The sequence below is a fragment of the Ancylobacter radicis genome (genome assembly GCF_018449475.1).
Lineage (GTDB): Bacteria > Pseudomonadota > Alphaproteobacteria > Rhizobiales > Xanthobacteraceae > Ancylobacter > Ancylobacter radicis.
Genome location: NZ_JAHCQH010000018.1, coordinates 41,030 through 61,454 on the forward strand (window position 1 = coordinate 41,030; position 20,425 = coordinate 61,454).

21 protein-coding genes are annotated in these 20,425 nt (G+C 69.5%); 14 read left to right on the forward strand and 7 right to left on the reverse strand.

The genetic code is table 11. The annotated features are described in order from the left end of the window. Window positions 1-50: 50 nt before the first annotated feature. Both KIP89_RS13970 and KIP89_RS13975 read left to right on the forward strand, forming a co-directional pair. A complete protein-coding gene (locus tag KIP89_RS13970; RefSeq protein WP_213756081.1) occupies window positions 51-1,004 on the forward strand; it encodes an acetyl-CoA carboxylase carboxyltransferase subunit alpha in 954 nt (317 codons plus the stop codon). A gap of 153 nt (window positions 1,005-1,157) precedes the next feature. Further along, window positions 1,158-2,936 (forward strand): L,D-transpeptidase family protein, encoded by a 1,779-nt coding sequence (locus tag KIP89_RS13975; RefSeq protein WP_213756084.1) that lies wholly within the window; start codon window positions 1,158-1,160, stop codon window positions 2,934-2,936. An 87-nt stretch (window positions 2,937-3,023) separates the two neighbouring features. On the opposite strand, the gene KIP89_RS13980 is transcribed toward KIP89_RS13975, so the two are convergent. Both KIP89_RS13980 and secA read right to left on the reverse strand, forming a co-directional pair. Next, complete coding sequence (locus tag KIP89_RS13980) at window positions 3,024-3,425, reverse strand: nuclear transport factor 2 family protein (RefSeq protein WP_213756086.1); 402 nt, start codon at window positions 3,423-3,425, stop codon at window positions 3,024-3,026. Next, window positions 3,425-6,214, reverse strand: a complete 2,790-nt coding sequence (gene secA, locus KIP89_RS13985) for a preprotein translocase subunit SecA (RefSeq protein WP_213756088.1) — start codon at window positions 6,212-6,214, stop codon at window positions 3,425-3,427. Before secA ends, KIP89_RS13980 begins: the two co-directional genes overlap by 1 nt. A gap of 439 nt (window positions 6,215-6,653) precedes the next feature. On the opposite strand from secA, the gene KIP89_RS13990 reads away from it, so the two are divergent. The 5 genes from KIP89_RS13990 to mutT all read left to right on the forward strand — a co-directional run bounded on the left by KIP89_RS13990 (window position 6,654) and on the right by mutT (window position 10,360). Then, the gene (locus tag KIP89_RS13990) at window positions 6,654-7,661 is read left to right on the forward strand and encodes a peptidylprolyl isomerase (protein ID WP_213756090.1); all 1,008 of its coding nucleotides are present in this window, start codon (window positions 6,654-6,656) and stop codon (window positions 7,659-7,661) included. A gap of 127 nt (window positions 7,662-7,788) precedes the next feature. After that, window positions 7,789-8,073 carry a ribbon-helix-helix domain-containing protein gene (locus KIP89_RS13995; protein ID WP_213756092.1) on the forward strand — a complete coding sequence of 95 codons (285 nt, stop codon included), beginning with the start codon at window positions 7,789-7,791 and terminating at the stop codon, window positions 8,071-8,073. Then, window positions 8,060-8,386 (forward strand): type II toxin-antitoxin system RelE/ParE family toxin, encoded by a 327-nt coding sequence (locus KIP89_RS14000; protein WP_213756094.1) that lies wholly within the window; start codon window positions 8,060-8,062, stop codon window positions 8,384-8,386. Before KIP89_RS13995 ends, KIP89_RS14000 begins: the two co-directional genes overlap by 14 nt. Window positions 8,387-8,536: 150 nt before the next feature. After that, window positions 8,537-9,784: a bifunctional glutamate N-acetyltransferase/amino-acid acetyltransferase ArgJ gene (gene argJ, locus KIP89_RS14005; RefSeq protein WP_213756095.1), complete on the forward strand. Its 1,248-nt coding sequence runs from the start codon at window positions 8,537-8,539 to the stop codon at window positions 9,782-9,784. Between the two features lie 165 nt (window positions 9,785-9,949). Next, a complete protein-coding gene (gene mutT, locus KIP89_RS14010) occupies window positions 9,950-10,360 on the forward strand; it encodes an 8-oxo-dGTP diphosphatase MutT (RefSeq protein ID WP_213756096.1) in 411 nt (136 codons plus the stop codon). A gap of 188 nt (window positions 10,361-10,548) precedes the next feature. On the opposite strand, the gene KIP89_RS14015 is transcribed toward mutT, so the two are convergent. Beyond that, a complete protein-coding gene (locus tag KIP89_RS14015) occupies window positions 10,549-11,427 on the reverse strand; it encodes a methyltransferase domain-containing protein (protein WP_213756097.1) in 879 nt (292 codons plus the stop codon). A gap of 117 nt (window positions 11,428-11,544) precedes the next feature. Here KIP89_RS14015 and KIP89_RS14020 point away from each other — a divergent pair, with 117 nt between their 5' ends. From KIP89_RS14020 to KIP89_RS14035, 4 genes are all read left to right on the forward strand, one after another. After that, the gene (locus KIP89_RS14020) at window positions 11,545-12,366 is read left to right on the forward strand and encodes a ComF family protein (protein WP_213756098.1); all 822 of its coding nucleotides are present in this window, start codon (window positions 11,545-11,547) and stop codon (window positions 12,364-12,366) included. A 67-nt stretch (window positions 12,367-12,433) separates the two neighbouring features. Continuing rightward, the gene (gene grxC, locus KIP89_RS14025) at window positions 12,434-12,694 is read left to right on the forward strand and encodes a glutaredoxin 3 (RefSeq protein WP_213756099.1); all 261 of its coding nucleotides are present in this window, start codon (window positions 12,434-12,436) and stop codon (window positions 12,692-12,694) included. A gap of 16 nt (window positions 12,695-12,710) precedes the next feature. Beyond that, a complete protein-coding gene (locus KIP89_RS14030; RefSeq protein WP_213756100.1) occupies window positions 12,711-13,628 on the forward strand; it encodes a carbon-nitrogen hydrolase family protein in 918 nt (305 codons plus the stop codon). Then, a complete protein-coding gene (locus tag KIP89_RS14035; protein WP_213756102.1) occupies window positions 13,625-14,119 on the forward strand; it encodes a DUF1178 family protein in 495 nt (164 codons plus the stop codon). Before KIP89_RS14030 ends, KIP89_RS14035 begins: the two co-directional genes overlap by 4 nt. 203 nt (window positions 14,120-14,322) lie before the next feature. Here KIP89_RS14035 and KIP89_RS14040 read toward each other — a convergent pair whose 3' ends face one another. From KIP89_RS14040 to KIP89_RS14050, 3 genes are read right to left on the reverse strand one after another with little or no spacing between them, the layout of a single operon-like run. Beyond that, window positions 14,323-14,958 (reverse strand): DsbE family thiol:disulfide interchange protein, encoded by a 636-nt coding sequence (locus tag KIP89_RS14040; protein ID WP_369807162.1) that lies wholly within the window; start codon window positions 14,956-14,958, stop codon window positions 14,323-14,325. Further along, a complete protein-coding gene (gene ccmD / locus KIP89_RS14045; RefSeq protein WP_213756104.1) occupies window positions 14,955-15,125 on the reverse strand; it encodes a heme exporter protein CcmD in 171 nt (56 codons plus the stop codon). The genes KIP89_RS14040 and ccmD overlap by 4 nt, the downstream gene beginning before the upstream one ends. A 9-nt stretch (window positions 15,126-15,134) precedes the next feature. Then, window positions 15,135-15,869 (reverse strand): heme ABC transporter permease, encoded by a 735-nt coding sequence (locus KIP89_RS14050; RefSeq protein ID WP_213756106.1) that lies wholly within the window; start codon window positions 15,867-15,869, stop codon window positions 15,135-15,137. A 133-nt stretch (window positions 15,870-16,002) separates the two neighbouring features. Between KIP89_RS14050 and KIP89_RS14055 the strand changes: the two genes are divergently transcribed. Beyond that, complete coding sequence (locus KIP89_RS14055; RefSeq protein ID WP_213756108.1) at window positions 16,003-16,413, forward strand: DUF930 domain-containing protein; 411 nt, start codon at window positions 16,003-16,005, stop codon at window positions 16,411-16,413. Between the two features lie 131 nt (window positions 16,414-16,544). On the opposite strand, the gene KIP89_RS14060 is transcribed toward KIP89_RS14055, so the two are convergent. Next, window positions 16,545-18,062, reverse strand: a complete 1,518-nt coding sequence (locus tag KIP89_RS14060; protein WP_213756110.1) for a pyruvate kinase — start codon at window positions 18,060-18,062, stop codon at window positions 16,545-16,547. A gap of 271 nt (window positions 18,063-18,333) precedes the next feature. Between KIP89_RS14060 and ffh the strand changes: the two genes are divergently transcribed. Next, a complete protein-coding gene (gene ffh, locus KIP89_RS14065; protein ID WP_213756112.1) occupies window positions 18,334-19,881 on the forward strand; it encodes a signal recognition particle protein in 1,548 nt (515 codons plus the stop codon). A 146-nt stretch (window positions 19,882-20,027) separates the two neighbouring features. Next, window positions 20,028-20,411 carry a 30S ribosomal protein S16 gene (rpsP, locus tag KIP89_RS14070; RefSeq protein WP_213756114.1) on the forward strand — a complete coding sequence of 128 codons (384 nt, stop codon included), beginning with the start codon at window positions 20,028-20,030 and terminating at the stop codon, window positions 20,409-20,411. Window positions 20,412-20,425 lie beyond the last annotated feature (14 nt).

The window sequence follows — 20,425 nt, forward strand, 5'->3', positions numbered from 1 at the left end:
GCTCCCGTCTCCGGGGGCCGTTCTCCTGAAGCCGGATTCACCGACAAGCAATGCGCAGCTACCTCGATTTTGAGAAGCCCGTGGCCGAGCTCGAGGCCAAGCTGGAAGAACTGCGGGCGGTCGCCGCGCAGGGCGACGCGGTCGCCATCGGCGACGATATCAGCCGGCTTCAGGCCAAGGCGCAGGACGCGCTGGTCCAGCTCTATGCCAACCTCACCCCCTGGCAGAAGGCGCAGGTCGCGCGTCACCCGATGCGCCCGCACTTCACCGACTATGCCAACACGCTGTTCGAGGATTTCGATCCGCTGGCCGGCGACCGCAAATTCGGCGACGACCACGCCATTCTCGGCGGCTTCGCGCGCTTTCGCGGCCGGCCGGTCTGCCTGATCGGGCAGGAAAAGGGCTCGACCACCGAGACCCGCATCAAGCACAATTTCGGCATGGCGCGGCCCGAGGGCTACCGCAAGGCGGTGCGGCTGATGGAACTGGCCGACCGCTTCTCGCTGCCGGTGATCTCGCTGGTCGATACCGCCGGCGCCTTTCCCGGCCTCGACGCCGAGGAGCGCGGACAGGCGGAGGCGATCGCCCGCTCGACCGATGCGTGCCTTGCGCTCGGCGTGCCGAATGTCGCCGTGATCATCGGCGAGGGCGGTTCGGGCGGGGCCATCGCCATCGCCACCGCCAACCGCGTGCTGATGCTGGAGCATTCGATCTACTCCGTCATCTCGCCCGAGGGCGCGGCCTCCATCCTGTGGCGTGACACCGCCAAGGCGCAGGAAGCGGCGATGAACATGAAGATCACCGCACAGGATCTGGCGCGCTTCCACATCATCGACAAGATCATCGCCGAGCCGCCGGGCGGCGCGCATCGCGACCCGCTGGCGGCGATCCGCAGCGCGGGCGATGCCATCGAATCGGCGCTTGGCGAGATGGACGGGCTCGACGGCCCGGCCTTGCGCAAGGCGCGGCGCGAGAAATTCCTCGCCATCGGCCGCACGCTCTGAGCAGACCCGCCCGGCGTGCGACGCATGGTAGCGGGCGTGGGCTTGCGGTAAGGTGCCGACGGGGATAACGCTTTCGAATCCGTCCTGCTTCGGGACCGGGGAGTATCGGGATTGAGCCGTCCGGCGTTTTCTCAGCAGAAGAAGGCAGGCCTGATGCGCCTGCCGGTCGCTGAATGGTCGGCGCGCTGGCGCATGGCCCTGATGGCCGGCTGCGCCAGCCTCGCGCTTGCCGCCTGCACGGGCGACGATGGCCCGAGCCCGATGTCCAAGGCGATGAAGACGCTCTCGCCGCAGACCGTCGCGCTGATCGAGCAGAAGGGAATGTCCAAGGACAGCCCGATCGTGGTGCGCATCTACAAGGAAGAATCCGAGCTGGAGGTCTGGAAAGAGACCACCAGCGGCGAGTACGCGCTGCTCAAGACCTACCCGATCTGCCGCTGGTCCGGCGAGCTGGGCCCGAAGGTCCGGGAGGGCGACCGTCAGGCGCCGGAGGGGTTCTACACCATCACCCCCGGCCAGATGAACCCGAACTCCAGCTATTACCTGTCCTTCGATCTCGGCTTTCCCAACCCCTATGACCGCGCCTGGGGCCGCTCCGGCTCGAACCTGATGGTGCATGGCGACTGCTCGTCGCGCGGCTGCTACGCCATGACCGACGAGCAGGTGACGGAAATCTTCGCGCTGGGCCGCGAGAGCTTCAAGGGCGGGCAGCGTTCCTTCCAGGTGCAGGCCTATCCGTTCCGCATGACCACCGACAATCTGGTGCGTCACCGCAACAACCCGAACATCGCCTTCTGGAAGATGCTCAAGGAAGGCTCCGACACGTTCGAGCTGACCAAGGCGCTGCCGAAGGTGGATTATTGCGGCAAGCGTTACGTGTTCAACGCGACGCCGACCGACCCGACGCAGAAATTCCAGGCCACGCTGCCGTGCCCCGACTACACGCTGCCCGAAGGGCTGGGCGAGGAGATCGCTGCCCGCCAGCGCGAGGTCGACACCAAGATCGCCAGCGCCGGCTCCCTGACCCCCGTCGCCCCGGTGAAGACCGGCAAGGATGGCGGGATGCACAAGGTGTTCCTGGCCAAGCTGCAGAACCCGGAGCTGAAGGCGCCGGGCTCGCTGCCGCCGGTGGTCAAGCCACCGGGCAGCGATTATGGCGTCGCCACCAACGCTCCCGCGCCCGAGGAGACCGTCGCGCTCGCCCAGGCCGATATGGTGCCGACCGTGGCCGATGTGCCGCTGCCCGTGCCGCGCCCGACCGATGCCCCCGCCGCGACCGCGCTCGCCGCGAGCGAGGCGCCGAGCCTGTTCAGCTTCCGCACCCCGGCCGCGACCGCGCCGGGCACGCAGGTCGCCGCGCTGGATTCCGGCGGCGGCTTCTTCGACGGCGTGAAGAACTGGTTTGGCGGCGGCCCCGCCGCGCCGGCTGCTCCCGTCGCGGCGCCGGCCGATGGCGCGCCCGTGGCCGCGCCGGCGCCCGCCGCTGCCGCGCCCGCTTCCTCCGGCTTCTCGCTCAGCGGCCTGTTCGGCGGCGGTGCCTCGGCGCCAAAGCCTGCGCCGGCGACGGAAACCCCGGCCGATGTGCCGATCCCGCCGGCCCGTCCGCCGGTGCCGCAGGCTTCCGGGCGCCCGGCCGCGACGCCGGTGGTGGCCCGCCCGGCCGCGGCCCATTCTCCGGCACAACAGCCGGCGGCAAATTCGCCATCGGCGTCCGCCCAGCCGGCGGCGCCGAGCTATGCGACGGTGCCGTCGCCCGCGACCTCCTATTCCACCGTGCCGACCCCGGCCGCCGCGGCGGCCAGCGGCGACGCCCCGGTGCTGCGGCCCTCCGTGTCCGGCTCCTCGGCCCCGGCCTCCTCGGCTGCGGGCACGGCGGCGCTGCCGGGCGCCAGCATCCTGACGCCGGGCAGCTTCTCGTCCAGCGCGCAGTAGCCGATTTCATGGTGTGAGGGATGCCATCCCGAACGGCCAGCGGCCGATCGGGGGGGGGGCGTGTGCCGATACGGTTTGCTGGGCGCCTCAGCCGATGGCGCTCGCATGCATGCTGGCGATCCGCCAGCTGGCCCCTTTGCGGGTCCAGACGCGAGTGAAGCGCAGGGCGGCGACGAAGGGCTGGCCGGCGGAACGGCCTTCGGCGTCCGCGCGCAGCCAGACCAGCATCACGCCCTCCGCCAGTTCATGGAAGCGATAGTCGGAAAACTCCAGCCGGGTCAGCCTGAGCGCGCCGGAGCGGTGCAGGTCGAGGTCCTGCTGTTTGCCGAGAATTTGGCCGGCCCGGTCGATGAAGACGAGGTCCTCGGCCAGCAGTGCATCGAGCGCGGCGACATCGCCCGCCAGCGCGGCGTCACGCAGGCGCCGCTCGCCGGCTTCGACCGCGCGCAGAGCCTCCGGGGAGGGGCGCGCGGTCGAAGCCGGCGGCATCACACGAACTTGCCGTGGCAGTGCTTGTACTTCAGGCCGGAGCCGCACGGGCAGGCCTCGTTGCGGCCGACGCGGCCCCAGGTGGCCGGATCGTTCGGGTCGCGCGGCCGGGCGTTCTCGTCCGCCTCCGGCGCCAGCGTCGCCTGCGCGGCGAATTCGGCATCGGCGAGCGCGAATTCATCGAGGCCGGTGTCGGCGTCGATATGGTGGGCGGCCATCTGCGGCTCGTCCGGCGGCGTCTGGGTCATGATCTCGACCCGCATGAGCTGGGCGGTGACCGCCTCGCGCAGATTGGTCAGCATGGCCTCGAACAGCTGGAACGCCTCAGACTTGTACTCGTTCAGCGGATCGCGCTGGGCATAGCCGCGCAGGCCGACCACCTGGCGCAGATGGTCGAGCGTGACGAGGTGCTCGCGCCAGAGGTGATCCAGCGTCTGCAGCAGGATCGACTTCTCGACATAGCGCATGATCTCGGGGCCGTATTTGGCCGTCTTCGCCGCCATCGCCTCGTCGGCGCGGCGCTGGATGCGCTCGCGCATCTCCTCATCGGCAATGCCTTCCTCGGCCGCCCATTCCTGGACCGGCAGATCGAGGCCGATGCCGCGCAGCGCCTCGCCGAGGCCCTCGGTGTTCCACTGCTCGGGATAGGCGTTCGGCGGCACGAACTTGCGGACGAGTTCCTCGATGACGCCATGGCGCATCTCGGCGACCGTCTCGGCGACGTCCTCGTCGCGCATCAGCTCGATGCGCTGCTCGAACACCACCTTGCGCTGGTCGTTCATCACGTCGTCGTATTTCAGCAGGTTCTTGCGGATGTCGTAATTGCGCGCCTCGACCTTCTGCTGCGCCTTCTCCAGCGCGCGGTTGATCCAGGGATGGACGATCGCCTCGCCCTCCTTGAGGCCGAGCTTCTGCAGCATGCCGTCGAGCCGGTCCGACCCGAAGATGCGCATCAGATCGTCTTCCAGCGACAGGAAGAAATGCGAGTGGCCGGGGTCGCCCTGGCGGCCGGAGCGGCCGCGCAGCTGGTTGTCGATGCGCCGGCTCTCATGGCGCTCGGTGCCGATGACATAGAGGCCGCCGGCCTCCAGCGCCTTCTTCTTCAGCCGGGCGATCTCGTCGCGGATGCGCTGTTCGGCGGCGGTGCGCTCCTCGCCTTCCGGCAGATGCGGCAGCTCGTGCTGGATGCGCATCTCGGCATTGCCGCCGAGCTGGATGTCGGTGCCGCGGCCGGCCATGTTGGTGGCGATGGTGATGGCGCCGGGGACGCCCGCCTGCGCCACGATGTAGGATTCCTGCTCGTGGTGGCGGGCGTTCAGCACCGCGAACACCTTGTCCTCGGTCGTGCCCTGATCGCCGTCATAGAGCGGGCGGAAGGCGTCCGGGTCCGAGAAATCCTTCTGCTTGAAGCCGCGCTTCTTCAGCAGTTCGGCCAGCAGTTCCGACTTCTCGATCGAGGTGGTGCCGACCAGCACGGGCTGGCCGCGCGTCTTGCACTCGGTGATGAGGTCGATGATGGCGTTGTATTTCTCGGTCGCCGTCCGGTAGACCTCGTCATCGTCGTCGACGCGCTGGACCGGCAGGTTGGTCGGAATCTCGATGACTTCGAGATTGTAGATGTCCTGGAACTCGGCCGCTTCCGTATTGGCCGTGCCGGTCATGCCGGACAGCTTCTCATACATGCGGAAATAGTTCTGGAAGGTGATCGAGGCCAGCGTCTGGTTCTCGGGCTGGACCTGGACGCGCTCCTTGGCCTCCAGCGCCTGATGCAGGCCTTCCGAATAGCGGCGGCCCGGCATCATGCGGCCGGTGAACTCGTCGATGATAACGACTTCGTTGTTGCGGACGATGTAGTCCTTGTCGCGCTGGAACAGCGTGTGGGCGCGCAGCGCCTGATTGACGTGATGGACCACCGAGACGTTCTCGATGTCGTACAGGGTCTCGCCCTTGAGCAGGCCGGCGTCGCGCAGCAGGGTCTCCATCTTCTCCATGCCGGCTTCGGTCATGGCGACGGAACGCTGCTTCTCGTCGACGTCGTAATCCTCCTTCGACAGGCGGGGGATGTAGGTGTCGATGGTGTTGTAGAAGTCCGAGCGGTCGTCGAGCGGGCCGGAGATGATGAGCGGGGTGCGTGCCTCGTCGATCAGGATCGAGTCGACCTCGTCGACCACGGCGTAGAAGTGCGGGCGCTGGACCATCTGGCCCAGCTCGTACTTCATGTTGTCGCGCAGATAATCGAAGCCGAGCTCGTTATTGGTCGCGTAGGTGACGTCGCAGGCATAGGCCGCGCGGCGCTCATTGTCGTCCATGCCGTGATGGATGATGCCGACGGTGAGGCCGAGGAAGCGGTAGACCCGGCCCATCCATTCGGCGTCGCGCTTGGCGAGGTAGTCGTTGACGGTAACGACGTGGACGCCCTTGCCGGTCAGCGCGTTGAGATAGACCGGCCCGGTCGCGACCAGCGTCTTGCCTTCGCCGGTGCGCATCTCGGCGATGCCGCGATCGTGCAGCACCATGCCGCCAATCAGCTGTACGTCGAAATGCCGCTGCCCGAGGGCGCGCCGGGCGGCCTCGCGGACCGTGGCGAAGGCGGGGACGAGAAGGTCGTCGAGGCTCGCGCCGGCGGCGAGCTGCTCGCGAAACGCGACGGTGCGGGCGCGCAGCTCGTCGTCGGACAGCTTTAACAGCTCCGGCTCGAGCGCGTTGATGGCTGCGACATTCGGCCGGTAGCCGCGTACGCGGCGATCATTGGCCGACCCGAAGAGCTTTCGCGCGAGAGCGCCGAACATGAGGCATCCAATCCGTGTCCCGCCAGGGCAGATACCGGACACGACGGTGACGGGCCGCCGGATCCTGTCACGCCACATCCCGCGCGAAACGCCCGGGCCGGATGTCATCGAGACCCCATTTGCGGCTGAAATGGGTCTTGAGGCTCTGGCCGCCGCGACGGAGCTGCGGGTGGTTGCGTCACATAAATGCGAGCGCCGGGGAGGCCCCGCAGCGCCTGCCACACTTATGAACGGGTTTGGGGGTTGTCAATCGCGCGCCGGACGACAGCTTCACCCATATGCCTCTCCTGGGCCCTGGGTGAGACCTGCCGACGGCGCCCCGTCACCCCGCCCGTACCGGGCATATCGTGCCGCGACCATCGTACCGGCTTGCAACCGGGCCCCGACTGGGCCAGCTTTCGCCGCCCTACGCGGACAACCGCAATTTGAGGAACGCTCCATGACCCGCCATCGCCCGCACACCGTGCTCAAGGCGACTTCCCGTCCCGCCGGCCTCGTGCGCGCCGGACTTCTCGCCGCGCTCATCGGTGTCGCCGCGCTTCCGGCGCTGCCGGCCCTGGCGCAGACCGCCGCCCCCGCTCCGGCGGCTGCCGCCACGGCGGGCGACAATCCCGTGCTCGCCACCGTGAATGGCGCGGAAATCCGCCGCAGCGACGTGAACGCCGCCGCCGAGGAACTCGGCCCGAACCTGCCGCAGCAGATCCAGGGCGCGGCGCGCGAGGAATATGTGCTCGGCTTCCTGATCGATCTCACCGCGATGGCGCAGGCCGCCGAGGCCGACAAGCTGGCCGAGACCGATTCCTTCAAGCAGCAATACGAGTTCATCCGCAAGCGCCTGCTGATGCAGGCCCTGCTGGAGAAGGCGACCAAGGCGGCGCTGACCGACGCCGCTCTGCAGCAGACCTATCAGGAAGCGGTGAAGCAGCAGAAGCCCGAGGAAGAGGTGCGCGCCCGCCACATCCTGTTCCGCGCCGATCCGAACGACCCGAAGGCGCAGGCCGAGGCCGAGAAGAAGGCCAAGGATGTCGAGGCCCAGCTCAAAAAGGGCGCCGATTTCGCCAAGCTCGCCACCGAGCTGACCGAAGACCCCTCCGGCAAGAGCGATGGCGGCGATCTCGGCTTCTTCACCAAGGAGCAGATGGTGCCGGAATTCGCCGAAGTGGCCTTCAGCATGAAGCCCGGCGACGTTTCCCAGCCGGTGAAGACCCAGTTCGGCTGGCATGTCATCAAGGTCGAGGAGAAGCGCGAGAAGCCGGTGCCGACCTTCGATGAGGTGAAGCCGCAGATTGAGCAGTTCCTCGCCCAGAAGGCGCAGGCCGACACGGTGCAGAAGATCCGCGAGGCCGCCAAGGTCGAGAAGACCGCCGCCGCGCCGAAGCCGAGCGACCTCGTCGCCCCGCCCGCTGGCGGCACCGCCCCGGCCGCGCCCGCCGCGCCGGCGCAGTGACGCTCGCCTGAGGCGACCCTTGAACAAGGCCCCGGCCCGCAAGGACCGGGGCCTTTGCTTTTGGGGTGCGGAGTCCTACCTGGTCGGATTTTATGCTACCATAGCGCCTTGCCGCAGGAGTAACGCCATGGCCGCCGCCGAAAAGATCAGCATCACCCTCACCCCGGAAATGCTGCGCCTCGTCGAGGCGGCGGTGGAAGCGGGCGAGTTCGCCTCGGTGAGCGAGGCCCTGCGCGACGCCGTGCGCAGCTGGCAGCGCGAGCGCCAGGAGCGCGCCGAGCGGCTGGAAGCCATCCGCGCCCGCATCCGCCGGTCGATCGAGGATCCGCGGCCGCCCATTAGCGGGGAGGAGCTTGACCGGCGCATGAATGCACTCTTCCAACGCTTGCGGCGCGACGATGAAGCGGCTTGAGGTCATCTACGGCGAAGATGTTTCGGCGAGCCTCGAAAACATTGTGCAGTTCATTTTGATCAATGGCGGCGGCATAGATGCGGCGGAGCGTTTCATCGCCCGTATCCGAGCGCGTTGCGAGCGGATCGGGGATGTTCCGTTCGGCGGTCGCCCGCGTGACGATCTCTTTCCCGGCCTGCGGACGGTGCCCTTCGAGGATAGCGCCGTCATTGCCTATGTCGTCCGCGACGAGCAGGTGGCGATCCTCGACGTCTTCTATGGCGGGCGCGACTATGAGGCGCTCTATCGCGACGAGGCGGCGCCGGGCGGTTAGGCCCCCTCTGCGTCAGGCCCGCCTGCTGCGCCGGGCCCGTGGTCAGGCCCGCGTCCTGGCCTTCCCCGTCTTGCGGATGTCGCGCTTCTCGGGCACATCGCTTCGGCTGTTCGCCGTTCCTCATCCCGTCCCGCTGTTCCGAGTCCCGCCATGGCCCATGACGCCCCCGTCTCGCCGCTTGCCCCCAAGACCACGCCGAAGGTCGGCGCCGTGGAGGGCGTGCGCTTCGCTACCGCCGAGGCGGGGATCCGCTACAAGGGCCGCACCGACGTGCTGCTGCTGGCGCTCGACGAGGGGACGACGGTCGCGGGCGTGTTCACCAAGTCGAAATGCCCGTCCGCCCCGGTGGAATGGTGCCGCGCGAACCTGCCCAAGGGCACGGCGCGGGCTCTGGTGGTGAATTCCGGCAACGCCAATGCCTTCACCGGCGCCAAGGGCCGCGAGGCGACCGCGCTGACCGCCAAGATCGCCGCCAAGGCGCTGGGCTGCGGCGAGGACGAGATCTACCTCGCCTCGACCGGCGTGATCGGCGAGCCGCTGGATGCCACGAAATATGAGGGCGTGCTCGACGAGACCGCGACGCGGCTCGCGCCGCTGCCGTGGATCGACCCGGCCCGGGCGATCATGACCACCGACACCTTCCCCAAGCTCGCCACCGCGACGGTGAAGATCGAGGGCGTGCCGGTCACCATCGCCGGCATCGCCAAGGGCGCCGGCATGATCGCGCCGGACATGGCGACCATGCTGTCCTTCGTCTTCACCGATGCGGCGATCGCCGCCCCCGCCCTTCAGGCGCTGCTCTCCAAGGGCGTGACCGACAGCTTCAATGCCGTGACCATTGATGGCGATACCTCGACCTCCGACACGCTGATGCTGTTCGCCACCGGCGCGGCGGCCAAGCATGGCGCGCCGGTGATCAACGACGCCAAGGACCCGCGCCTCTCGCGCTTCCGCCGCGCGCTGACCGGCGTGCTGGCCGACCTTACCGAGCAGGTGGCGCGCGATGGCGAGGGCGCGCGCAAGCTGGTGCGCATCCACGTCACCGGCGCGACCTCCAAGAAGTCCGCGCGGCGCATCGCCATGTCGATCGCCAACTCGCCGCTGGTGAAGACCGCGGTGGCCGGCGAGGACGCCAATTGGGGCCGCATCGTCATGGCGGTGGGCAAGGCGGGCGAGCCGGCCGAGCGCGACCGGCTGTCCATCTCCTTCGGCGGCATCCGCGTCGCCCATGAAGGCGCGCGCGACCCGGCCTATGACGAGGCCGAGACCTCCGCCTATATGAAGAACGACGTGATCGATATCACCGTCGATATCGGCCTCGGGCGCGGCACCGACCGGGTGATGACCTGCGACCTCACCAAGGAATATGTCGCCATCAACGGCGATTACCGCTCCTGAGGAGCGGCTGGTCGTCGCCATGCGCTCACCTGCAGCTCCCGAACCGCACCGCCGTCATCCCCGGGCTTGACCCGGGGATCCACGCCTTATCGGCCAAGACGTGGATGGCCGGGACAAGCCCGGCCATGACGGATTAGGAGTGAGTGGGTTGATAGGGAGATATTCATGAAGCTCGTTCTTGTCGCCGCCGTCGCGCTCGTCGACGCCGATGGCCGGGTGCTGCTGAGCGAGCGCCCGGCGGGCAAGCAGCTGGCGGGGCTGTGGGAGTTTCCCGGCGGCAAGGTTGAGCCCGGCGAGCGGCCGGAGGACTGCCTGATCCGCGAGCTGGACGAGGAACTCGGCATCGCCGTGAAGGAAGCCTGTCTCGCCCCGCTGACCTTCGCCAGCCACACCTATGAGAGCTTCCAGCTGCTGATGCCGCTGTGGATCTGCCGGCGCTGGGAGGGCACGCCGCAGGGTCGCGAGGGCCAGCGCCTCGCCTGGGTGAAACCGGGCAAGCTGCGCGACTACCCCATGCCGCCCGCCGACGAGCCGATCATCCCGGTGCTGCTCGACCTGCTCGGGCCGGGGCGGTAGATAGCTGGGCCTTTCGCGGCTCGCTTCGCCTCCTGCACGCCGTCATCCTGAGGTGCTCGCCGGAGGCGAGCCTCGAAGGATGCTCGTCTGGCCGGTCCCTGCGCGGCCCGCGACTGCGTGCTTCGAGGCCGGCCTGCGGCCGGCGCCTCAGCATGACGGACGCTGTGACAGCAAGCGGGGCGCCCCTGCTACGCCCCCGGCAGCTTGCCTTCGGGCACGCGTAAGGCATCGGCGAGGCGGGTCTTGGCGGAGCCGGGGCGCAGCGGCTTCTGCTGGCTGTCATGCGGCGCCCAGCCGGAAATCCAGGCGATCTCGAAAGTGGCGCGCAGCCGCCCGTCCGGGTCGGCGAAACGCTCGGCATAGACTTCGAACAGGCGCATCAGGGTCGCGCGCCGCAGCGGCGTGCGGCGGCGGTCGGTCAGCGGGTTGGCGGCGCCCATGCGGCGCAGGTCGTGCAGCAGCGCCAGCGGGTCGCCATAGCGCACCACCACCCGGTCGACATCGGTGACGGGCAAAGCGAGCCCGGCACGTTGCAGCAGGCCGCCCAGATCGCGCAGATCGGCGAAGGGCGCGACGCGCGGCGAGATGCCGCCCAGCGTGTCGCTCTCGGCGATGGCGAAGGCCTCGCGCAGCTCCATCAGCGTGCCCGAGCCGAACAGGCCGGCGATCAGCAGCCCGTCCGGCCGCAGCGCGCGGCGGATCTGCGCGAGAACGCCCGGCAGGTCGTTCACCGTTTGCAGGGCGAGGGCGGAGACGATGAGATCGAGCGATTCCGGCGCGAAGGGCAGGGCCTCGGGGTCGATCACCGCGTTGACATCGGCGCGCTCGGCGGGGCCGAAGGCGTGCAGTTCGCCGATCATCGGCGAGCCGGCCAGCAACGCGCGCAGGAGCGGCGAGGGGGTGCCGAGATCGGCGGCGACGGCGAAATGCCGCTTCACCGCGCCGAGCCGGTCCACCAGATCCTCAGCCGCGCGCTCCATCAGGAAGGTTTCCGGCCCGAGCGCCAGCGCCCGGCGGCGGCGGGCGGCGAGGGCGGCGGGGTCGAAAACGTCGATGGGACCGGACATGGAATGCTCCTCGGCACCAGCCATTCGGGCGCCAGCCATAGAATCCCCGCCGGCTCGGGTCAAAGGCGTGACAGTGGGCACGGGCGCGTTCGTGGGTATCATGCTAGGCTCACCCTCATGCATAACCCGCCGGACCGCGCCTGTGTGCCGGAAGGCACGACGCTCCATGCCGCGCGCCTCCGGCGCGGGGCGGGCGGGCTGGCGCGCCGGCTGGTCGATCTCGCGCTGCCGCCGGTCTGCATGGCCTGCCGGGCGGCGGTGGAGGAACCGGGCTGCCTGTGCGCCGCCTGCTGGCGTGGCATGGAGTTCATCACCTCGCCGCTGTGCGACCGGCTCGGCATTCCGCTGGCCTATGCGATCGAGACCGGGGGACGCCCGCCGGTCTCCGCGCTCGCGCTGGACGATCCGCCGGCCTATGGACGGGCGCGGGCGGTGGCAGCGTTCGGCGATGTGGCGCGCGATCTGATCCACGCGCTGAAATATGCCGACCGCCTCGATCTGGCCCGCCCGATGGGGGCGATGATGGCGCGGGCCGGGACGGATATTCTTGGATCAGCCGACGCGCTGGTGCCGGTGCCGCTGCACGGGGTGCGGCTGTGGCGGCGGCGCTTCAACCAGTCGGTCCTGCTGGCGCAGGGCATAGCCCGTGCGGCGGGCGTGCCGGTGCGGGCGGGCTTTCTGGAGCGCACCCGCCGCACCGTGCCGCAGGTCGGGCTCGACCGGGCGGCGCGGGCGCGCAACGTGGCCGGCGCCTTCCGGGTGCCCGACAGCGCGGGGGCGGAGATCGCCGGGCGCCGCCTCGTGCTGGTGGATGATGTGCTGACCACCGGCGCGACCATCGACGCCTGCGCCAAGGCGCTGCTGCGCGCCGGCGCGGCGGGGGTCGACGTGCTGGTCTTCGCGCGGGTTGTTGACGGGGCGGCCACGCCCATATCATAGGGAAATCATCCGCTTGATCGCCCGCGCGGCGGGACGGCGGGAGGCTCAGGGAGCGCGAGGCACGGCCATGTCGCAGATCGAGATCTACACCACCCATACCTGCCCCTATTGCCACGCCGCCAAGGAGCTGCTGGAGCGCAAGGGCGCGGCCTATGCCGAGATCAACGTCGCCGGTGATCCGCAGGCGCGCTCGGCCATGTCGGCCCGCGCCAATGGGCGCACCAGCGTGCCGCAGATCTTCATCGACGGGCGCCATGTCGGCGGCTGCGACGACCTCTACGCGCTGGAAGAAGCCGGCGATCTCGACCCCCTCCTGGCCGCGCGCTGAGCGCGAGAGTGATGTGATGACCGACACCGCCCCCGCCTCCGATCCCCGCCCGCTGCATCTTGGCGCGCCGTTCACCGCCGCGCTGGTGCAGATGCGCACGCAAAAGAGCATCGCGGCCAATGTCGCGGCGGCCTCGGCGCTGATCCGCGCGGCGGCGGCGGAGGGGGCGAGCTATATCCAGACGCCGGAAATGACCGGCACGATGGAGGAGAACCGCGAGGCGCTGTTCGCCGCACTTCACCCGGAGGAGACCGATCCGGGCCTCGCCGCCTTCCGCGCGCTGGCGGCCGAGTTGAAGATCCACCTGCATATCGGCTCGCTGGCGATCCGCGCGAGCGAGCACCGCGCCGCCAACCGGTCCTTCCTGCTCGGCCCGGACGGAGCGATTGTTGCCCGCTACGACAAGATTCACATGTTCGACGTCGACCTGCCCAATGGCGACGTCTACCGCGAATCGGCCGCCTACCGGCCGGGCGAACTCGCCGTGGTCGAGGACCTGCCGGCGATCCGGCTCGGCTTCACCATTTGCTATGATCTGCGCTTTCCGGCGCTGTTCCGCGCGCTGGCCGAGGCCGGGGCGGGCATGATCGCCGCGCCCGCCGCCTTCACCCAGGTGACGGGCGAGGCGCACTGGCATGTGCTGCTGCGCGCCCGCGCCATCGAGACCGGCTGCTTCGTGCTGGCGGCGGCGCAGGGCGGCACGCATGAGAATGGCCGCAAGACCTTCGGCCACAGCCTGATCATCGACCCGTGGGGCACCATCCTCGCCGAGGCCGGGACCGAGCCGGGCTTCATCACCGCCCTGATCGACCCGGCCAAGGTGACGGCGGTGCGCACGCGCATTCCCTCGCTCCAGCATGGCCGCCGCTTCGAGATGCTGGCGCCGGCCGATGCCGGGCGGCTGCATGTCGTCCCATCCGGGGATGCCGCATGATCCTCTACCGCCTGTGCTGCGCGCGGGACCATGATTTCGAGAGCTGGTTCCGCGATTCGACCGCCTATGACGACCAGAAGGCGCGAGGCCTCGTGACCTGCCCGGCCTGCGGCTCGGCGGAGGTCGACAAGGCCATCATGGCGCCGGCGCTCGGGCGCGGCACCCGCAAATTCGCGGCGGAACCCACGGAGCCGGCGGCCGAGACCCCGGCGGCTCCGGTGCCGGCTGTTCCCGCGCCGGCACAGCCGGTGGCGCTGATGGGCGAGGCCGAGCAGAAGCTGCGCGCCATGGTGCGCGCGCTGCGCGAGCATGTCGTCGCCCATTCCGACTATGTCGGCGATGAGTTCGCCACACTGGCCCGCCGGATGCACGAGGGCGAGGAGGAGCAGCGCCCGATCCATGGCGAGGCCAGCCCGGCCGAGGTGCGGGCGCTGATCGAGGACGAGATCGAGGTGCTGCCGCTCCCGGTGCTGCCGGACGAGCGGAACTGACGATGTACCGCACGGCGGCCCTGCGTGCTTCGAGGCCGGCCGGCGGCCGGCACCTCAGCATGACGGGCCCTGCTCATTCCCACCGCGCGCCGTCATCCTGAGGTGCGAGCCGCAGGCGAGCCTCGAAGGATGTCCTTGGGGGGCGATAAGTCGTGGATGCCCGGCCCACGGCCGGGCATGACGGCGTGCCCGTGACGAGCCGCTTAGGGCGCCGGTGCCGCCGGGGCACCGTTCGCGGCCATCGCCTTCTCGATCTCGGGGATGAGCCGCGCCGTCAGGCCCTCGGCGTCGATCGGGCCGATATATTTGTAGAGGATGCGCCCGTCGCGCCCGACCACGAAGGTCTCCGGCACGCCATAGACGCCCCAGTCGATGGCGGCGCGCCCGTTCGGGTCGACGCCGACCGCGCTGTAGGGGTTGCCGAAGCGGCCGAGGAAGCGGCGGGCGTTCTCCGCGTCGTCCTTGTAGTTGAGGCCGACCAGGCGGAAGCCCTTCATCTGCGAGAGCTGGACGAGGAAGGGGTGCTCGTCGCGGCAGGGCACGCACCAGGAGGCGAACACGTTGAGCACCGTCACCTCGCCGGCGAGAGCGGCTGTGGTGAGGCCCGGCACCGGCGTGCCGTCGCGGGTGAGGCCGTCCAGCGGGGCCAGCGCCAGCGTGGGGGCGGCGCGGCCGAGCAGCGCCGAGGGCACGCGGGACGGGTCGCCCGAGAACAGCCGGCCATAGAACAGCGCGGCGAGCGCCAGGAACAGCACGAGCGGCAGCAGCACCAGCAGGCGGCGGCGGCCGGGGCGGGGCGCGTCGGGCAGGGGCGCTTGGGGCGGGGGCGCGTCGCTCACGAGGCGTCACGCCCGGCCGAGCGGCGACGAATGCCGCGCTGGTCCATTTCCGCCAGCTGGCGGCGCACCGAGCGGCCGTCCAGCACGATGGACAGCGCCAGCGCGCCGAGCACCAGCGCGCTCACGCCATAGGAGGCGAGGATGAAGAAACCGTGCTCGCCCAGCATCACGCGACCTCAGGCATAGGCGGCCTCGGCCGCGGCGCGCGCTTCAAGCGCCCGCAGGCGCCGGCGCAGGATTTCGGTGCGCATCGCGGCCATGTGCAGCGCCAGCATCAGCAGGGAAAAGCCGATGGCGCAGATGAGCAGCGGCCAGAGCAGGCTGGGATGGATGGTCGGTCCGTCCATGCGGAACACCGAGGCCGGCTGGTGCAGCGTGTTCCACCAGTCGACCGAGAATTTCACGATCGGCACATTGACGAAGCCGACCAGCGACAGCACGGCGGCGGCGCGCCCGGCCTGGTTCTGATCCTCGATTGCCGAACGCAGCGCGAGCAGGCCGAGATACAGCAGCAGCAGCACCAGCATCGATGTAAGGCGGGCGTCCCACACCCAATAGGTGCCCCACATCGGCCGGCCCCAGAGCGAGCCGGTGACGAGGCAGAGGAACGCGAACACCGCGCCGATCGGCGCCATCGCCTTGTGCGAGACATCGGCGAGGGGATGGCGCCAGACCAGGATGCCGAGCGCGGAGAGCGCCAGCAGCGTGTAGCCGAACATGGCCAGCCACGCGAAGGGCACGTGGATGTACATGATCTTGACAGTCTCGCCCTGCTGGTAATCGGCCGGGGCCTGGAAGGCGAGATAGAAGCCGAGCGCAAGGCTGGCCAGCGCGGCGCCGGTCAGCCATGGCAGCACCCGCCCGGAAAGAGCGAGGAATCGGGTGGGGTTGGCAAGGTCCATCAGCGCCATGGGGCGGTTCTAATCCGCCGCGCGCGCAGCGGCAACACGCGCTGCCTGCGTCACAACGCGGATGTGAAGCCACAGGATCGTCATAAGTGGGGGCTTTAAGCGGCGGGCTGACCATTGGAGGATTCCCCGCGCCATGACGCTTTCGCCCCTTGCGTCCACGCTCCGCGTCGCCCTTGCCGGCTTTGTTCTGATGGCCGCGCCCCATGCGGCGAAGGCTCGCAGCGCCAATGACCAGATGTTGCTGCTCGACCCGGCGGAACGCATTGAACAACGGTGCAACGCCCGCGCCATGGGCGAGGTCGGACGTGGCAAGAATGGTCTCGATCCGGATGAACTCGTCGCCTATGCCTATCGCGATCCGGTCATAAAGGGTTGGCAGATCAAGGCGCCGGGCGCCGCGATCCGCAGCGGGCACACCTGGTATCACCTCTCCTATGAGTGCGAGACGCAGAATGAGGGACTGGACGTGAAAAGCTTCAGCTACAAGCTCGGCGCCGCCATCCCGACCTCGGAATGGTCAGCGCACTACCTCGTTGCGCCGTAGTCTCGCCTGAACGACACCGGGCGTCATCCCGGACGGCCCGAGGCCGATCCGGGATCGCTTTCATGACAAGAGCGGCGCGCGATCCCGGCTCCGCGCGTCGCGCAGCCGGGGATGTCGGCTTCAGCCGCCGTTCACCAGGAGGCGAGGGCGCGCAGCTGCGGGGTCTTCTTGTCGAGATGGTCGGACATGCGGGCGAGCAGCCGGTCGAGCAGCTCGACCGCCTCGCCGACCGCCGGGCCCTTGTTCAGCATGACGCATTCGGCGCGGGCGGCCATGGCGGCGTCGGTCATCTCGCCGCGCGAGGGCACGCCGTCGCGCACCAGATCCTCCAGCACCTGAGTCGCCCAGATGGTCGGCACGGCGGCGGCCTCACAGATCCACAGGAGTTCCTCCTGCATCTCGGCGAGGCGCTCGAAGCCGATCTCGGCGGCGAGATCGCCGCGCGCGATCATCACGCTGAAGCCGCCGCGCCGGGCGGCGCGGGCGATCAGGTCCGGCAGGTTGGTCACCGCCTCCGGCCGCTCGATCTTGGCCATGAGGCCGAGCGGATGGGTGCGCCCGCCGCCATGCCGGGCAATGGCGGCGTCCAGCAGGTCGATGTCCTCGGGCCGGCTGACGAAGGAATAGCCGACCATGTCGGCGCATTCGATCACCGTGGCGAGGTCGGCATCGTCCTTGTCGGTGAGCGGGGAGAGGCCGAGCGCGGTGTCCGGCAGGTTGATGCCCTTTTCCGGCTTGAGCTTGGTGCCGGCGGCGCGGGCGTGGTGCACGCGGATCACCGCCTCGCCCTCGGCCAGGCTCTCCACCACGCCCTCGACCTTGCCGTCATCATAGCGGACGCGGTCGCCGATGCGCAGCCGCAGCACGATCTCCGGCAGGGTGACGGCGGCGCTGAAGGCCACCTCGTCATCGATTCGGGGCTCGCCCTCAGCCACCAGACGGAAAGCGTCGCCGGTCATCAGCCGCCCGGCGGGTTTGCCCTTCTTCATCGGCAGAACGGCGCCGGTGCGGATCTTCGGTCCGGCAATGTCCATCAGCACGGTGAGGCGCCGGCCGAGCGTGGCGCCGGCGGCGCGCACATGGGTGGCCATCGCGCGCCAGGACTCGGCATCGTCATGGGCGCAGTTGATGCGGGCGATATCCATGCCGCGGCGGGCGAGGGACAGGGTGAAATCGGGATCGCTCGCCGCCTCGCTCGGCAGCGTGACCATGATGCGGGTGGCGCGGCCCTCGGGCTCCGGGCCGAGCGCGCCTTCCGCCGCCGCGTCGAGACGGGCCTCGCCGGCGAAGAAGGTGGCGGCATCCGGTTCAGTGATCGCCGGCTTCTTCTTCCGTCCGCCCAGCGCGGCGAGGGCGAGGATCACGGCGTCGAGCGTCGGCAGGACGCGGCTTTCCAGCCGGCCGAGCGAGGACAGGCCCCGGCGCATGAGCTGGCGCTGCAGCGGGCGCAGATCATGGCGGCGCAGGGTCAGATAATGAGCGAGGTTGGCGAGCGCGGCGTCCTCGCGGCCGGCGGCGGCGGTGAAGGCCGCGACGCGCGGCGCGGCCTCGCTCACCACGGCCTCGCGCAAGGCGAGCACGGTGTCCATCAGGGCGGCATCGTCGAGCGTGTCGAGATGCGCGGCGGAAAGGCTGGTCAGCATGTTCATCGGCGTATTTCCCCGCTAGGCTGAGGCGAAGCTAAGGCCGCGCTGTTACGCCGCCGTGACCTGGGTCAATCGGCGGCAAGGCGATGGCTGGAGCCCGTGAAACTTGACTTTGCGGCGGGCGGCGCCTAAGAGGCCGCGATCCTCGCATAACCCGCGAGCCGTCCCGCCGCCCGGGCCCTGAGCCCGGAGGTTAACGCCCGACAGCGCGATGCGCCCTCGGGCGCCACATGGCTTTGGGTACACCGATGCGAGAACGGAGCTGAGCGAACGCATGTTCGATTCATTGAGCGACCGCCTTGGCGGCATACTCGACCGGCTGAAACGACGCGGCGCCCTCACCGAGGCGGACGTGAACGAGGCCATGCGCGAGGTGCGCCGCGCGCTCATCGAGGCCGACGTCGCGCTCGATATCGTGCGCTCCTTCACCGACCGGGTGCGCACGCGCGCGGTTGGCGCCGACGTCGTCAAGTCGGTCACGCCCGGCCAGATGGTGGTGAAGATCGTCCATGACGAACTCATCGCCATGCTCGGCTCCGACGCCAAGCCGATCGATCTCGACGCCGCGCCTCCGGTGCCGGTGCTGATGGTCGGCCTGCAGGGCTCGGGCAAGACCACCTCCACCGCCAAGATCGCCAAGCGGCTCACCGAGCGCGGCAACCGCAAGGTGCTGATGGCCTCGCTCGACACGCGTCGCCCGGCGGCGATGGAGCAGCTCGCCACGCTCGGCACGCAGGTCGGCGTCGCCACCCTGCCGATCGTCGCCGGCCAGTCCGCCGTTCAGATCGCCCGGCGCGCCATGGAAGCCGCCCGCCTCGGCGGCTTCGACGTGGTGATGCTCGACACCGCCGGCCGCGTCACCCTCGACGAGGCGCTGATGGCCGAGGTCGCCGAGGTCAAGGCGGCGACCCGGCCGCATGAAGTGCTGCTGGTCGCCGACAGCCTCACCGGTCAGGACGCGGTCAACACCGCCAAGGCGTTCGACGAGCGCGTCGGCCTCACCGGCATCGTGCTGACCCGCGCCGATGGCGACGGGCGCGGCGGTGCCGCGCTGTCCATGCGCGCCGTCACCGGCAAGCCGATCAAGCTGATCGGTACCGGCGAAAAGATGGACGCGCTGGAGGATTTCGATCCCCGCCGCATCGCCGGCCGCATTCTCGGCATGGGCGACGTCGTCTCGCTGGTCGAGAAGGCGGTCGAGAACATCGATGCCGCGCAGGCCATGGCCGCCGCCGAGCGGATGCGCAAGGGTCAGTTCGACCTTGAAGACCTGCGCATGCAGCTTGAGCAGATGGAAAAGCTCGGCGGCCTTGGCGGGCTGATGGGCATGCTGCCCGGCGTCGGCAAGATGAAGAACCAGATCGCCGCCTCCGGCATGAATGACGGTGTCATCAAGCGGCAGAAGGCGATCATCGATTCGATGACGAAGAAGGAGCGGCGCAACCCGAAGCTGATGGACGGTTCGCGCCGCAAGCGCATCGCCGCCGGCTCGGGCACCAAGGTCGAGGAGGTCAACCGGCTGATGAAGATGCATCGCCAGATGGCCGACATGATGAAGGCGATGGGCGGCGCCGCCGGCAAGCGCGGGCCGATGGCCGGACTTGCCAACATGTTCGGCCTGGGTGGCGGCGGCGGGATGGGCGGCATGCCCAGCCCCGAGCAGCTCCAGCAGATGGCCGAGAAGATGCCGGGCGCGGGGAAGGGAGCGGGCGGGCTGCCGAACCTGCCGCCGAACTTCCCCGGCAACATGCCCGGCGGTTTCCCCGGCCTCGGCAAGCCGGGCGGGCTTCCGGGCCTGCCGGGGTTCCCGAAGAAGAAATGACGGCCGACACGACTTCACGCCGTCATGGCCGGGCTTGGCCCGGCCATCCACGACTGCCGCAACGCAAGGCGTGGATCCCCGGGCCAAGCCCGGGGATGACGGAAGAACCCAGACGACACGAACATAAGACCTGAAAGGAAGTACCCATGTCCCTCAAGATCCGTCTCGCCCGTGGCGGCGCCAAGAAGCGTCCCTATTACCGCATCGTCGTTGCCGACTCGCGCTCGCCGCGCGATGGCCGCTTCATCGAGAAGATCGGCACCTTCGATCCGCTGAAGCCGAAGGACGCCGCCGACCGCTTCGTGCTCGACGTCGAGAAGGCCAAGGCCTGGCTCGCCAAGGGCGCCCAGCCGACCGACCGCGTGGCCCGCTTCCTCGATTCGCTCGAGCTGGTGAAGCGCGAAGCCCGCAACAACCCGGAGAAGGCCGTCCCCGGCAAGAAGGCCCAGGAGCGCGCTGCCGAAGCCGCCAAGGTCGCCGCTGCCGCCGAAGCTGCTGCCGCCGCCGCTGCCGCTCCTTCGGCGGAGTGAGGCCGCGGGCGGGC